Origin of the sequence: Massilia sp. UMI-21, assembly GCA_015277795.1 — a bacterium.
Taxonomy (GTDB): Bacteria; Pseudomonadota; Gammaproteobacteria; order Burkholderiales; family Burkholderiaceae_D; genus Telluria.
Window position 1 is genome coordinate 4,878,426 of record CP063848.1, and the last position, 12,485, is coordinate 4,890,910.

11 protein-coding genes are annotated in these 12,485 nt (G+C 67.2%); 6 read left to right on the forward strand and 5 right to left on the reverse strand.

The window, feature by feature from the left end:
* Position 1: 1 nt before the first annotated feature.
* Positions 2-331 (forward strand): hypothetical protein, encoded by a 330-nt coding sequence (locus IM543_21475; GenBank protein QOY94042.1) that lies wholly within the window; start codon positions 2-4, stop codon positions 329-331.
* 34 nt (positions 332-365) lie between these two features.
* Here the strand turns inward: IM543_21475 and IM543_21480 are convergent, their stop codons facing one another.
* From IM543_21480 to IM543_21495, 4 genes are all read right to left on the reverse strand, one after another.
* A complete protein-coding gene (locus tag IM543_21480) occupies positions 366-1,682 on the reverse strand; it encodes a sorbosone dehydrogenase family protein (GenBank protein QOY94043.1) in 1,317 nt (438 codons plus the stop codon).
* A 97-nt stretch (positions 1,683-1,779) separates the two neighbouring features.
* Positions 1,780-3,069 (reverse strand): MFS transporter, encoded by a 1,290-nt coding sequence (locus IM543_21485; protein QOY94044.1) that lies wholly within the window; start codon positions 3,067-3,069, stop codon positions 1,780-1,782.
* 44 nt (positions 3,070-3,113) lie between these two features.
* Positions 3,114-4,538, reverse strand: a complete 1,425-nt coding sequence (locus IM543_21490) for a 4Fe-4S cluster-binding domain-containing protein (GenBank protein QOY94045.1) — start codon at positions 4,536-4,538, stop codon at positions 3,114-3,116.
* Positions 4,539-4,748: 210 nt separating this feature from the next.
* On the reverse strand, positions 4,749-6,734 hold the full coding sequence (locus IM543_21495) for an acyltransferase (GenBank protein ID QOY94046.1): 1,986 nt from the start codon (positions 6,732-6,734) through the stop codon (positions 4,749-4,751).
* Between the two features lie 256 nt (positions 6,735-6,990).
* Here IM543_21495 and IM543_21500 point away from each other — a divergent pair, with 256 nt between their 5' ends.
* On the forward strand, positions 6,991-7,458 hold the full coding sequence (locus IM543_21500; protein QOY94047.1) for a cache domain-containing protein: 468 nt from the start codon (positions 6,991-6,993) through the stop codon (positions 7,456-7,458).
* 36 nt (positions 7,459-7,494) lie between these two features.
* Complete coding sequence (locus tag IM543_21505; protein ID QOY94048.1) at positions 7,495-9,222, forward strand: MCP four helix bundle domain-containing protein; 1,728 nt, start codon at positions 7,495-7,497, stop codon at positions 9,220-9,222.
* An 83-nt stretch (positions 9,223-9,305) separates the two neighbouring features.
* Here IM543_21505 and IM543_21510 read toward each other — a convergent pair whose 3' ends face one another.
* Entirely contained in the window at positions 9,306-9,875 is a 570-nt protein-coding gene (locus IM543_21510) for a DNA-3-methyladenine glycosylase (protein ID QOY94049.1), read from the reverse strand.
* Positions 9,876-10,054: 179 nt separating this feature from the next.
* Here IM543_21510 and IM543_21515 point away from each other — a divergent pair, with 179 nt between their 5' ends.
* The 3 genes from IM543_21515 (at position 10,055) to IM543_21525 (ending at position 12,471) form a co-directional block, all read left to right on the forward strand.
* The gene (locus tag IM543_21515; protein ID QOY94050.1) at positions 10,055-10,912 is read left to right on the forward strand and encodes an HDOD domain-containing protein; all 858 of its coding nucleotides are present in this window, start codon (positions 10,055-10,057) and stop codon (positions 10,910-10,912) included.
* A gap of 45 nt (positions 10,913-10,957) precedes the next feature.
* Positions 10,958-11,206 carry a DUF1272 domain-containing protein gene (locus tag IM543_21520; GenBank protein ID QOY94051.1) on the forward strand — a complete coding sequence of 83 codons (249 nt, stop codon included), beginning with the start codon at positions 10,958-10,960 and terminating at the stop codon, positions 11,204-11,206.
* A gap of 125 nt (positions 11,207-11,331) precedes the next feature.
* Positions 11,332-12,471, forward strand: a complete 1,140-nt coding sequence (locus IM543_21525; GenBank protein QOY96801.1) for a tetratricopeptide repeat protein — start codon at positions 11,332-11,334, stop codon at positions 12,469-12,471.
* Positions 12,472-12,485: the final 14 nt, after the last annotated feature.

The following is a 12,485-nucleotide window of genomic DNA, read 5'->3' on the forward strand; positions in this document are numbered from 1 at the left end:
CATGCACGATCATTTCTTTCGCCAGCTCCTGCGCGGCACCCTGCCCATGCTGGTATGGGCCGCCCACTTCACCTTCAGCTACCTGATGGCGGCGGCCCAGTGCACGCCGGCCCTGATGCGCGATGGGGGACCGGACCGGACGCTGCTCGGCATCGCGACGGCAGTGGCGCTGGCCATCTGCCTGTGGCTGGCGTGGCGCGAGCGGGGCATCCTGCATCATGCAAAGGATGCCGCGCTGCTGGATTGGGCCGGGGCGCTGGGCGCCCTGCTGGCGCTGGTGGGGATCCTGTGGACCGGACTGCCCCTGCTGTTGGTCGAAGGGTGTGCGTAAGGCGGGCGGGCGGGCTTGCCGTCCGCCCGGCGAATCACCGGCCGGGCGTCACGCGCCAGATCGTGTTCCCGACATCGTCCGCGACCAAAATCGCCCCTGCCTTGTCGACCGCGACGCCGACCGGCCGTCCGAGCGCGTCGCCATGCCTGTCGACGAAGCCGGAGAGCAGCTCGACCGGCTTGCCGGCCGGCCGGCCTTCCCTGAACGGCACATAGACCACGTTGTAGCCCGACAGCGGCTTGCGGTTCCACGATCCGTGCTGGCCGACGATGGCGCCGTTCTCGAACCGGGGCAGCAGCGAACCGGTATAGAAGGCCAGCCCGAGCGCGGCCACGTGGGAGCCGAGCGCATAGTCCGGCACCAGCGCCTGCTGCACCAGATCGGGGCGCGGCGGCTGCACCCGCTCGTCCACGTGCCGGCCGTAGTAGCTGTAGGGCCAGCCGTAGAAACCGCCCCGCCTTACCGAGGTCAGGTAGTCCGGCACCAGGTCGCTGCCCAATTCGTCGCGTTCGTTCACCACGGTCCAGAGCACGCCGGTCTGCGGATGCCAGGCCATGCCGTTCGGGTTGCGCAAGCCCGAGGCGAAGACTTGCGTCCTGCCGGTGGCGATGTCCACTTCGAGGATGGCGGCGCGGTCGACCTCCTTGTCCATGCCGTTTTCGGCGACGTTGCTGTTCGAGCCCACGGTGGCATACAGCCTGCGGCCGTCCTGGCTGGCGATGATGTTCTTGGTCCAGTGGTGGTTCAGCGGGCCGCCCGGCAGCGGCGCCACCGGCTGCGCGCTCGCGCTGATTTCGGTGTCGCCTTCGCGGTAGGGGAAACGCACGATGCCGTCGGTGTTCGCCACGTACAGCATGTCGCCGACCAGGACCATGCCGAAGGGCGAATGCAGGTCCTTCAGGAAAACGCTCTTCAGCTCCGCCACGCCGTCGCCGTCGGCATCGCGCAGCAGCGTGATGCGGTTCGCGCTGGGCACGGCGGCGCCGGCCTTCGCCATCACCAGGCCCATGACGTAGCCCCGGATGCCCTTGCGGTCTTGCGGGCGTTCGGGCGCATTGGTTTCGGCCACCAGTACATCGCCGTTGGGCAGCACCAGCAGCCAGCGCGGATGGTCGAGGCCTGCCGCGAAAGCCTTGACTGCCAGGCCGGGCGCGGCCGCCGGTGTGGCGCCCGGCGGCCAGCCCCTGGCTGGCGCAATGTCGACGGTCGGGATCAGGCTCCTGACCGGCGCCTCGATGACGGGCTGCAAGCCGACGTCGGCGCCGGGCGGCAAGGTGGATTGTTGCGCGCAGGCGGCAAGCAGCAGGGGCATGGCGCCCGCCGACAGGCAGGGCAGGATGTGGTGGCGCATGGTGCTCTCCCGGGAACAACGGACGGCGTCCATTCTGGCTCGATACTAGCCAGTTTGGCAATGTCGCGCCGTCCGTTACCAACAGAAGACCCAGCCGTCAGGACGTCACCGCCAATCCTTCTTCTTCCACCGGGGCCGCGGCCTCTGCCCGGCGCCGGCGCCGCCGCCGCAGGACGAAGCCGGCCAGTCCCGGCAGTTGAATCAGCACCAGCACCGCGAAGGCCGCGCGATAGGCCACGGCCGGGGCATGGCCTTCCCCGTCGGCGCTCCACAGCCCGATCATCAGGCCGAAACCGGCCTGCACCACGAAGGCGCCGATGAAGATCAGGAGGTTCAGGCAGGTTGCCGCGCGCCCGGTCAGCTCGCGCGGCATCGACTGCGCGATGATCGCGTACTCGATACCGGTGATCGTCCCGACCAGGGTGAACAGCACCGACAGCAACTGGAAGCTCGGCCGGTAGTTGACGATGAAGGCAGCCTGCACCAGCAGGAAGAGGCCGATGCCGGCGGCGGCGACGTCGAGCGGAGCGATGCCACGCTTGCCCGCCCACTCGGTGATCGTGCCCACCGCAATGGCGCCGAAGATCACCGAGGCCATGCCCATGTAGAGCAGGTAGGCCACCGCGTCGTCCGGGAAGCGCGCGACATCGCTCAGCCAGCGCCCGATCCACAAGCCCTGGATGCCGAAGAACACCGCATGCGGGATCAGGACCAGGGAGGCCGTGGTACGGAACACCGGCGCGCGGAACACCTCGCGCAGGGCCTGGCCGAGCGGCCCGCGCGACGGCTGCGTGCCGCTGTCGCGCGGATACAGCAGCGCGATCAAGAGCCCGGAGCAGGCGGTGAGCCCCGCCAGGATGGCGAACAGGCCGCGCCAGTCGGTGTAGTCGAGCGCCAGGCGCACCGGCATGGTGGCGGTGGCGGCGCCCAGGCCGCCCACCGCGATCAGGTAGCCGTGTACCGATGGCAGCTTGCTTGGGGTGATCCAGGTGGAGATCGCCTTGACCGCCGCCATGAAGCAGCCGCCCAGGCCGAAGCCCATGATGGCGCGCGCCGCCAGCAGCTGCCCGAAGCCGCTGCCGCGCGAGAACAGCAGCGCCCCCAGGGCGCCGACCAGCATCATCGCCAGCTGCACCCGGCGCGGCCCCCAGCGGTCGAGCGCGATCCCGACCGGCAGCTGGACCAGCGCGAAGGCGAAGAAGAAGGCGCTGGTGAGCAGTCCCAGCTCGCCCGGGGTAAGCGCGAGCGCGCCCACCAGGTGCGAGGCCAGCACCGCGTTCACATTGCGCAGCAGCGTGGACAGGTAGTGCCCCAGCGCGAACGGCAGGAACACGTAGAAGAATACCGCCACGCCGGACAGGCGTGGCGCGGTGGCGGCGTCCTGCATGGGCCAGGTCTCGATCGGTTCCGGGGGGCGGTGCCGGCCGGCCCTCAGGCCGCGTCCTGGGCGTGCTTGTCGCCGGACCTTCCGCCGGCTTCGCCGCCGTGCAGCTGCCCTGCCGGCACCAGCGGAATGACGCGGCCGCCGGGTCCACGCAAGGGCCCCCCGCTCTCCTGCTCGAAGAAGAACTTGTCGCGCCCGAAGGCCGGCTTGAGATGGTCGAGCCAGGTGGCTTCGGCATCGTACTGGGCGAAGAACGGCCGGCGCACCCATTCCGGATTGCGGGCCTGCAGGAACTGCAGGGCGAACAGCTTTTCGCCATTGATCGTGACCACGCCGTCGATTACCACCTTGCCCGGGAAGGCGCTCATCGAGGGGCCGCGCACCGTGCGCGACAGGCCCGATACCATCGAGTAGGCTTCCTGGAAGATCTCGTGGGCGCGCGCCAGCGGCAGCGAGAAGTAGTCGCGCGGCCCGGTGTCGCGCTCGACGAACATGTAATACGGGATGGCGCCCAGGCGCACGCCGGTGGTCCACAGCTCCGCCCAGCTCTTCGGGTCTTCGTTGATGTGGCGGATCAGCGGGCCCTGCATGCGCAGCGTGGCGCCGGTGCCGACGATGCGCTTGACCGCCTGCTGGGCGATCGGATGACGCAGCTCCACCGCATGGTTGTAATGCCCCATGATGGCCAGGTTCTTGCCCGACCTGACGACTCGCTCGAACAGGCGCAGCAGGTCGTCGCTGTCCTTGTCCGACACGAAGCGCTGCGGCCAGTAGGCGACCGACTTGGTGCCGATCCGGATGTTCTGGATGTGGGCCAGGCTCGGCTGCAACAGCGGCTCGAGGAATTCGGCCAGCGAACGCGTATTCATGATCATCGGATCGCCGCCGGTGATCAGGACGTCGGTGACGTCGCGGTGGTTCTCGAGGTAGGACACCAGCTCGCCGCACTCGCGCGCATCGAACTTCATGTCGTCCATGCCGACGAACTGCGGCCAGCGGAAGCAGAAGGTGCAGTAGGCGTGACAGGTCTGGCCCGAACTCGGGAAGAACAGCACGGTTTCCTTGTACTTGTGCTGCAGGCCCCTGAGCGGCGCATCGTTCACGCGCGGTACGTTGTGCGTCATCTGTCCGGCCGGGTGCGGATTCATGCGCATGCGGATGCCGTGCACCATCCTGGCGATGGCGGCATCGTCCTTCTTGAGCAGCACCAGGTCGCGCAGCTGCTCGTACTCGCTGGAGGGCAGCATGTCGCGGTGCGGGAAGGTGAGCCGGTAGATCGGATCGTCCGGCACCTTGTCCCAGTCGATCAGCTCCTCCAGCACGTAGGCGTTCACGCGGAACGGCAGTACATGGGACACCACCTGCACCGCCTCCTGCAACTCCGGCGTCAGCCATTGCCATTGGCGCGCCAGGTGGATCGTCTGCCGGGTATAGGGCTTGAACTTGGAGGGCGTCGATTCGGTCGTGGTCACGGGAATTCTCCAGGAAACATGGGATGAAAGAGCCGGCCGCAGAAAAAGCGTTGCCGGGAAGAATTCATCTTACGTTACGGAAATTATGAAGAATTGCCGTCAATCAATCAGAATGGTCTTATAGCGGGAGCTAACACAAGGAAGGCAAAGAACGGGTCAATGGCTGGACAGGACCGCCCGGCGCTGCCGGAGCGGTCCTGCCGCGCTGCTTCAGTGGCGCTGCGCGGTCCGTTGCCGCATCCACGCGGCGTAGTGCGCGCCCACCCGCAGGTCACCGTCATAGCTCAGGTGGTTGGTATCGCGGTACATCAGGCGCCCGTCCAGCATGACGCGGCAAGTGCTGTCGTCGCACAGCGCGGCGGACGAATCAAACCAGGCAATCTGCGGGAACTCCCGTGCGAACGCGGCCAGCACCTGGCGGTGTCCGACGATCTGCTGCTCCCATTCGGCGCGCGTGATCGCGCACGGCATCCGGGTGGCCGACGAGGCCACGCCGGCGCGCTTGATGCACGAGCGGGGATCGAAGCCGACGATCGGCACGTCGTTCATGAAGATCACCTCCTTGCCGGCCGCGATGAAGCGGCGGAAGGTGTCGCGCGCCGCGTCGACCCAGATGCGTTGGTCGGCTCCGGTTCCGAAGCGCAGGTGGGTCGAGAACACCACGGTCTTCACCGAGGGCATGGCGAGGGCCAGCTCGAGCATCGGCTGGGTCGCCTGCTGGTAGGGATCGCTCCCCGGCTCGAGGCCCCAGTACGGGTGGCGGGTGCCCAGCATCAGCAGGTTCTGGCCCACGCTGCTGTAATACCTGGTCAGGCCGGCCACCACATGATAGGCGTGGCTGTCGCCCAGCAGCACCACGCTTGCTTCCTTCGCCGGATCGGCCTGCAGGCAGTACTCGTAGATGGAATCGAAGCCGTAGCGCTTCTTGCAGGCCTCGGCATTGGCCTTGTCCTCGACCACCACCAGCGCTCTCTGGTTGGCCAGGTTTTCCTGCACCGCCTTGCGGGCCGGCAGGCCCTCGTTCAGGTAGATATAGGCGCCGCCGCCGGCGCAGGCGATCATCAGTGCGCACAGCGCGGCGACCACGGCGCGCCTGTCGCGCGCGGCGCCGGCGCGCAGCGGGCGCTCGACCAGGCGATAGGTAAGCCAGGCCAGCAGCAGCGCCAGCAGCACGGCGCCGGCGCGGATGGCGGGCTGCGGCTCGCGCGACTCGATGATCTGGGCGAAGGACAGCAGCGGCCAGTGCCACAGGTAGAGCGGGTAGCTGACCAGCCCGACCCAGACCATGAGGCGGTTCGACAGCACGACGCGGTTGAACCAGGCCTGCGGCCCGGCGGCGATCAGGAGCACGGCCCCCAGCACCGGCAGCAGCGCGTACCAGCCGGGGAACAGGCTGGTACGCGTGATCAGGGCAAGGCCGGCCGCCAGCAGGACCGCGCCGGTCCAGGCCAGCAGGTCCGGCGCCGGCAGGCGCGCGGCGCGGGGCGGGCCCGCTTGCAGGCAGGCCAGGCCCGCGCCCAGCAGCAGCTCCCAGGCGCGGCTGGCCGGCGAGTAGAAGGTCGCGCTGGGGTGGGCGGCGATGCCGGCCACGTTGAGCGCGAACGAGGCCAGCGCCAGCACTCCCGCCACCACCAGCAGGTTCACCCGCCAGCGCGCGCGCAGGCGCCAGGCCAGCAACAGGATCACGGGCCACAGGATGTAGAACTGCTCCTCGATGCCGAGCGACCACAGGTGCAGCAGCGGCTTGGTGTCGGCCGCGGTGTCGAAATAGCCCACCTGGGCCCAGTAGAAGAAGTTGGCGGCGAAGCCGGCGCCGCCGACCACGTGCTTGCCGAGCTGCTGGTACTCGTCGGGAAACAGGGCCAGCCAGCCGAAGGCCAGGCAGGCCGCCAGCACCAGCGCCAGCGCCGGGAAGATGCGCCGCACCCGGCGCGCGTAGAAGCCGGCGAAGCTGAAGCTGCCCTGCTGCAGTTCGCGCAGCAGGATGCTCGAGATCAGGAAACCGGAGATGACGAAGAAGACGTCGACGCCGATGAAGCCGCCGCGCAGCGCGGTAGGGAAGGCATGGAACAGCACGACCGAGAGCACGGCGACGGCGCGCAGTCCGTCGATATCGGGACGGTAAGCCAGGTGGGGCTGGGTCTGCGCTACCGGCGCCGACGCATCGCCGTAGGGGATCTGTCTCTCGACTCTCATGCAAACCCGTCAGCAAAAATACGGATTTTACATGAATGGATTTCAACAAAACAACAATCCTGATCAACTAACCAACACGCTGCCGCGATCCGTGGAAGGGCCGCGGGTCGGCATCGACTGACACCAATGCGCAACGTTCCTACGTTGCTATGCAATGCGATTGCGCCACCGCAATTACTGCCGACCTCAGGCCGGTACATTTGCCAATGCACTTTAGCAATATTGATCTCAGAACATTCCACCCGAGGAGTCAAGCATGAAACTGTTCGCCAGCATGTCCGTTACTGCCGCGGCCCTGTGCCTCGCTATCGCCGCGGCCCCCGCCTTCGCCAACAGCCCGACCGAGAAGGACGCCATTGCGATGGTCGAGCGCGGCGTCGCCCTGGTCAAGGCCAAGGGCAAGGAAGAGATGATGAAGCGCATCAGCGCCAAGGATGCGGAATACGTCCAGGGCGAGCTGTACATGGACATCCGCGACCTCAAGACCGGCATCGTGCTGGCCCACCCCTACAACCCTTCGATCGTCGGCAAGGACCTGACCGACGTGCCGGACGCGAACGGCAAGAAATACCGCCGCGAGATCATCGACCTGGCCGCCGCCAAGGGCAAGGGCTGGGTCGACTACCAGTACAAGAATCCGACCAGCGGCAAGATCGAACCGAAGACGACCTTCATCCAGCGGGTCGACGACGTGGTGCTCGAAGTCGGTATCTACAAGAAGTAATCCTGGTCGCCCATCGTCCACGCCCGGAGTCAAAGCATGCTGAACAAACTGAGGATCGGCCCGAAACTCCTGCTTGCCCCGGGCCTGGTACTGGTGCTGCTGACGATGCTGTCGGCGGCGGCCTACTACGGCATGGTGCGCCAGAACGCTTCGCTCGAGCACATGGTGCAGGTGCGCGCCGCGCGCCTGCAGGCGGTGGCCGACGTGGCCGGCGAAGCGCGCTTCGCACATGCCAACATCTACCAGCTGCTGGCCTGGGTGAACGGCAGCTTCGCCCAGAGCCGCCTGGCTGCCCTCACCGCCGACATCCACAAGAAGCATGCGGCGATCGGCACCAGGCTGGACGAACTGGCCAGGCTGGCCGAACCCTCCGAGCGCACGTCGATCGAGCATTCGCTGGCGGCGCTGGCGAGCTACCGCAAGCTGGTGGGCGAGACCATCGAGCTGGCCCAGGTCGACCAGTCGATCGCCACCAACTCGATGCAGAAGGCCGAAAAACAGTTCGTGGCCCTCGACACCGGGCTGCAGAACCTGGCGGCGCTGGAAAAGAAGCTGAGCCTGGAGGCCTATACCGCCGCCAAGGCCGAGTTCCGCATGCTCGGCCTCAGCATGGCCGGCCTGGTGCTGCTGTCGATCGGGGTGTCGCTGGTGGCGACGATGCTGGTACGGCGTGCCATGCTGGCGGACATCCACTCGATCGCCACCGTGGTGCATGACCTGGCCGAAGGCCGCCTGCGCCCGTCCGGCACGCCGGGCAACGGGCGCGACGAGATCGCCGACACCTCGCGCGCACTCGACCACTCGATCTCGCGCCTGAATGGCGCCCTGCACAGCATCCTGCGCTCGGTGCACTCGATCGACACCGCCTCGAAGGAAATCGCCAGCGGCAACCTGGACCTGTCGACCCGCACCGAGATGCAGGCCGGCTCGCTCGAGCAGACCGCCAGCACGATGGAAGAACTGACCACCGCGGTGAAGGAAAACGCCAACAATGCGCGGCTGGCATCGAGCCTGGCGGCCGAGGCGCAGCAACTGGCCTCGAACGGTGGCCAGGCCGTCGGCCGCGCGGTCGCGACGATGGAATCGATCGAGGCCAGCTCGCGCAAGATCGTGGAGATCACCGGGGTCATCGACGGCATCTCCTTCCAGACCAACCTGCTGGCCCTGAACGCCGCGGTCGAAGCGGCGCGCGCCGGCGAGCAGGGCCGCGGCTTCGCAGTGGTGGCTGCCGAAGTGCGCACCCTGGCGCAGCGCTCGGCGGCGGCGGCGCGCGAGATCAAGGCCCTGATCGCGGATTCGGTGAAGATCATCGAAGACGGCAGCGCCTCGGTGAGCGAAGCCGGCGCCAGCATGGGCGACATCGTCGCCTCGGTGCGCCAGGTAAACGACATCATCGGCCGGATCAGCATCGCCAGCACCGAGCAGGCCGACGGCATCGCCGAAGTCAACAAGGCAGTCGGCCAGATGGACGGCATGACCCAGCAGAACGCGGCGCTGGTGGAACAGGCCGCGGCGGCGGCCGAAAGCCTGCACGAGCAGACCGTCAACCTGGCCAAGGCGGTGGCGATCTTCAAGATCGACGGCGACGAGACCGCGGCCCTGGCGCAGTCGCACGAGGACGAGCCGGCCGAGGAAGACGACGGCGACGAGGGTTTCCAGGGCCTGCAGGAGCGGCGCGGCGCGGCCAGCCCGATGCGCGGACGCCCGGTGGCCGCCCTGCCCGCGGCCGGCACGGCCAAGCCGCAGCGCCGGCGCCAGGCCTGAAACATCGTTTTGAAGCGAAGCGCCTGGCAATCGGCCAGAGGGCAAGACGATGCAACGCAGCCATCGGGCCGATTGTCAGGCGCTCAGCGGAAGGGGCGGCTGACGAAGCGGGAACCGGCCAGCCCGAAACGCCAGGGCACGTCCATCGCCTTCGAGATCCCGATGCGCGGCCCGCTCACGATCTCCAGCCCAGCCGGCGCGGGCAGCAGCTCGAACGGCGGCCGCGATATCGCCATGCCGTTGAGGGCGCGGCTCACGCCCAGCGCCTGGCACAGCTTGCCGGGACCGGAACACAGCAGCCACTCGTCCTGCGCATCGCGCCGCCGCCGCATCTCGTCGAGCCCGGCAAGCGGCTCCAGCGCGCGGATCAGCACCCCGGCGCCATGGCCTTCCTCGCGGCACACGAAATTCAGGCACCAGTGGATGCCGTAGGAGCGGTAGACATAGGCATGGGCGGGCGGCCCGAACATCGACGCGTTACGCTCGGTGGGCCCGGAAAAGGCATGCGAAGCCGGATCCTCGCGGTCGTAGGCTTCGGTCTCGACGATTCGTCCGCCGATGCCGTCCACCAGCACCGTCACGCCGATCAGCTGGCGCGCCACGATCTCCGCCGGCTGCAAAAAATCGATTCCTGCTATTGTCGAGATGGCCATGCGCGGATTCTAACCCGGGCTATTCCGAGGCGTCGCTTTGGTGAAATTGACACAGAACTCGGCGAGATGACAGCAATTTGAATTGCTTTACTGCAATAAAACAATGGCTGGGGTATAGTTGCACGGTTGTTCGCCTTTCCCCAAAGTATCTTCCATAGCAGTCGATTCAGCCTCCGCCCATGCATACCGTCGCCGATCCCGTTCCGCAACTCGACCAGGTTGATGCCCTGATCAAATCGATCCGTATTCCACCCCGGCCGAGCCTGCTCGCCGACATGCAGCGTGAACTGGCCTCGGAAGATCCCTCGCCGGAAGCGATCGGGAAGATCGTGGCGAGCGACGTCGGCATGTCCGGCGCCCTGCTCAAGCTCGCCAATTCGGCGATCTACGGCGGCCGCCGCAAGGCCAAGTCGATCGAACAGGCGATCCTGTTCCTGGGCATCAACCAGGTCGCGTCCCTGATGACCGGCCTGCTGGCACGCCAGGCGATTCCGGCCAACAGCGCGGCACTGGCCAGCTTCTGGGACATCTCCACCCGCCGCGCCCAGGCCATGGTGTTCCTGTCGCGCCGCCTGCGCATCGGCGAAGCCGACGTGGCCCATACCTTCGGCCTGTTCTGCGACACCGGCGTGCCGCTGCTGATGGAACGCTTCGCCGACTATGCCGCCACCTACGCGGCCGCCTCCCTGGAAGCCGAGCGTCCGTGCACCGCGCTGGAGGAGGAGCGCCACTCCACCTCCCACGCCTCTGTCGGCTGCCTGCTGGCGCGCAACTGGGGGCTCTCGGGCGACGTCGGTTGGGCGATCCTGCACCACCACGATGTCGCCGTCCTCGATGATGCCGCCACCGCCGGCACGGTGCGTTCGCTGGTGGCGCTGTCGCTGCTGGCCGAGAGCGCGATCTGCCGCTACCAGGGTCACGGCGAGTCGCTGGAATGGAACAAGGGCGGCGTCGCCGCCTGTGCCTACCTGGGATTGTCGGACGAGGAAACCGCCGAGCTGCTGGACGAACTGGTCGACGCTTTTCACGAAGAGTGAAAGCACATCCGCAACAAGCTCGCTTCCCGAACATAGGAGAACAAGATGCTGCAATTGCGCCCCAATTGTGAATGCTGTGACAAGGACCTGCCGCCGGACTCGACCGAAGCATTGATTTGCTCCTTCGAATGCACCTTCTGCACGGATTGCGTGACGGGTGTGCTGCGCAACCAGTGCCCGAACTGTGGCGGTGAGCTGGTGGCACGTCCCAGGAGGGCTGCGGAGAAGCTGGCGAACAATCCTGCATCCACCGTACGCGTATTGAAAGCGGGCGGCTGCCCGCAGGCGGCATAGCGCCTGGCGTTGGCGCAATCGATCACGGCGCCTTTGACATCGCTCCGGCAGAGGCAGATACTTCCCGTGTAAGTACGCCACCGGAGTGAGTCATGAAGTGCTTCGCCATCCTGCTGTCCCTGACCGTGCTGGCCGGTTGCGCCAGCGTGCAGCCACCTGCCCCGCCCCGCCCTCCGCTCGCGGATGCGCGCTTCGCGCCGCCTTCCGAACAAGTCGGCGCCGACGACCTGTTCACCCTCAGTCCGGAGATGCGCTCCTACCTGAACAGCCCGGCCTTCACCAGGCAGCTGCGCCAGAAAGGCCAGCGCCAGGGTCTGGTCGAAGCGCTGTACAGCAAGAGCGACCTGCGACTCGAATACGAGTCTTCCCGCACCCGCACCGCGGCGCAAACCTATGCCGACCGCTCCGGCAACTGCCTGTCGCTGGTGATCATGACCGCGGCCTTCGCCCGGGAACTGGGCATGCCGATGCGCTTTCGCAGCGTCGACGCCGACAATACCTGGAGCCGCACCGCCGGCCTGTATCTCGGCAGCTCGCACGTCAACATCAGCATCGGCGACCGCCCCGAGAGCGGGACGCGCACCAGCGACCAGTACGACATGCTGGTGGTCGACTTCATCCCCCAGGACGAAGCCGCGCGCCTGCGCGCGCGCGAACTCGACGAAGACGACATCGTCGCCCTGTACCTGAACAACCGCGCCGCCGAAATGCTGGTGCAGGACCGCGTCGACGACGCCTACTGGTGGGCGCGCGCAGCGGTGAACAAGCGCCCGGGCCTGGTGGCGGCGCTGAACACGCTGGCCGTGATCTACGACCGCCACGGCGACACCGCCCTGGCCGAGCAGACCTACCGCAGCGCGCTGGAGCGCGAGCCGGAGAACGTGATGGTGATGCGTAACCTGCAGCCGGTGCTGGCCGCGCTGGGCAAGCACGACGAGGCGCAGGCGCTGGGACAACGCGTCGCGAGCATCGAGCCCTTCCCGCCCTACTACCACTTCGACAAGGGCATGCTGGCGCTGCGCGAGGGCGACTTCGACAAAGCAAAAAAACTGTTCGAACGCGAGGTCAGGCGCGCCCCCTACAACGACGAGTTCCGCTTCTGGCTAGGGGTGGCCCACCTGCGCCTGGGCGACGTCAGGCACGCGCGCGAGCAGATCGCCAGGGCGGTGGACACCAGCACGCGGGAGGAGATGCGGCAGCTGTATTCGGCCAAGCTGGCCTATCTGCGCAGCGTGAGTGCGGCAACGGGGAAGATGCTCCGCTAAGCACTGCTTGTAGT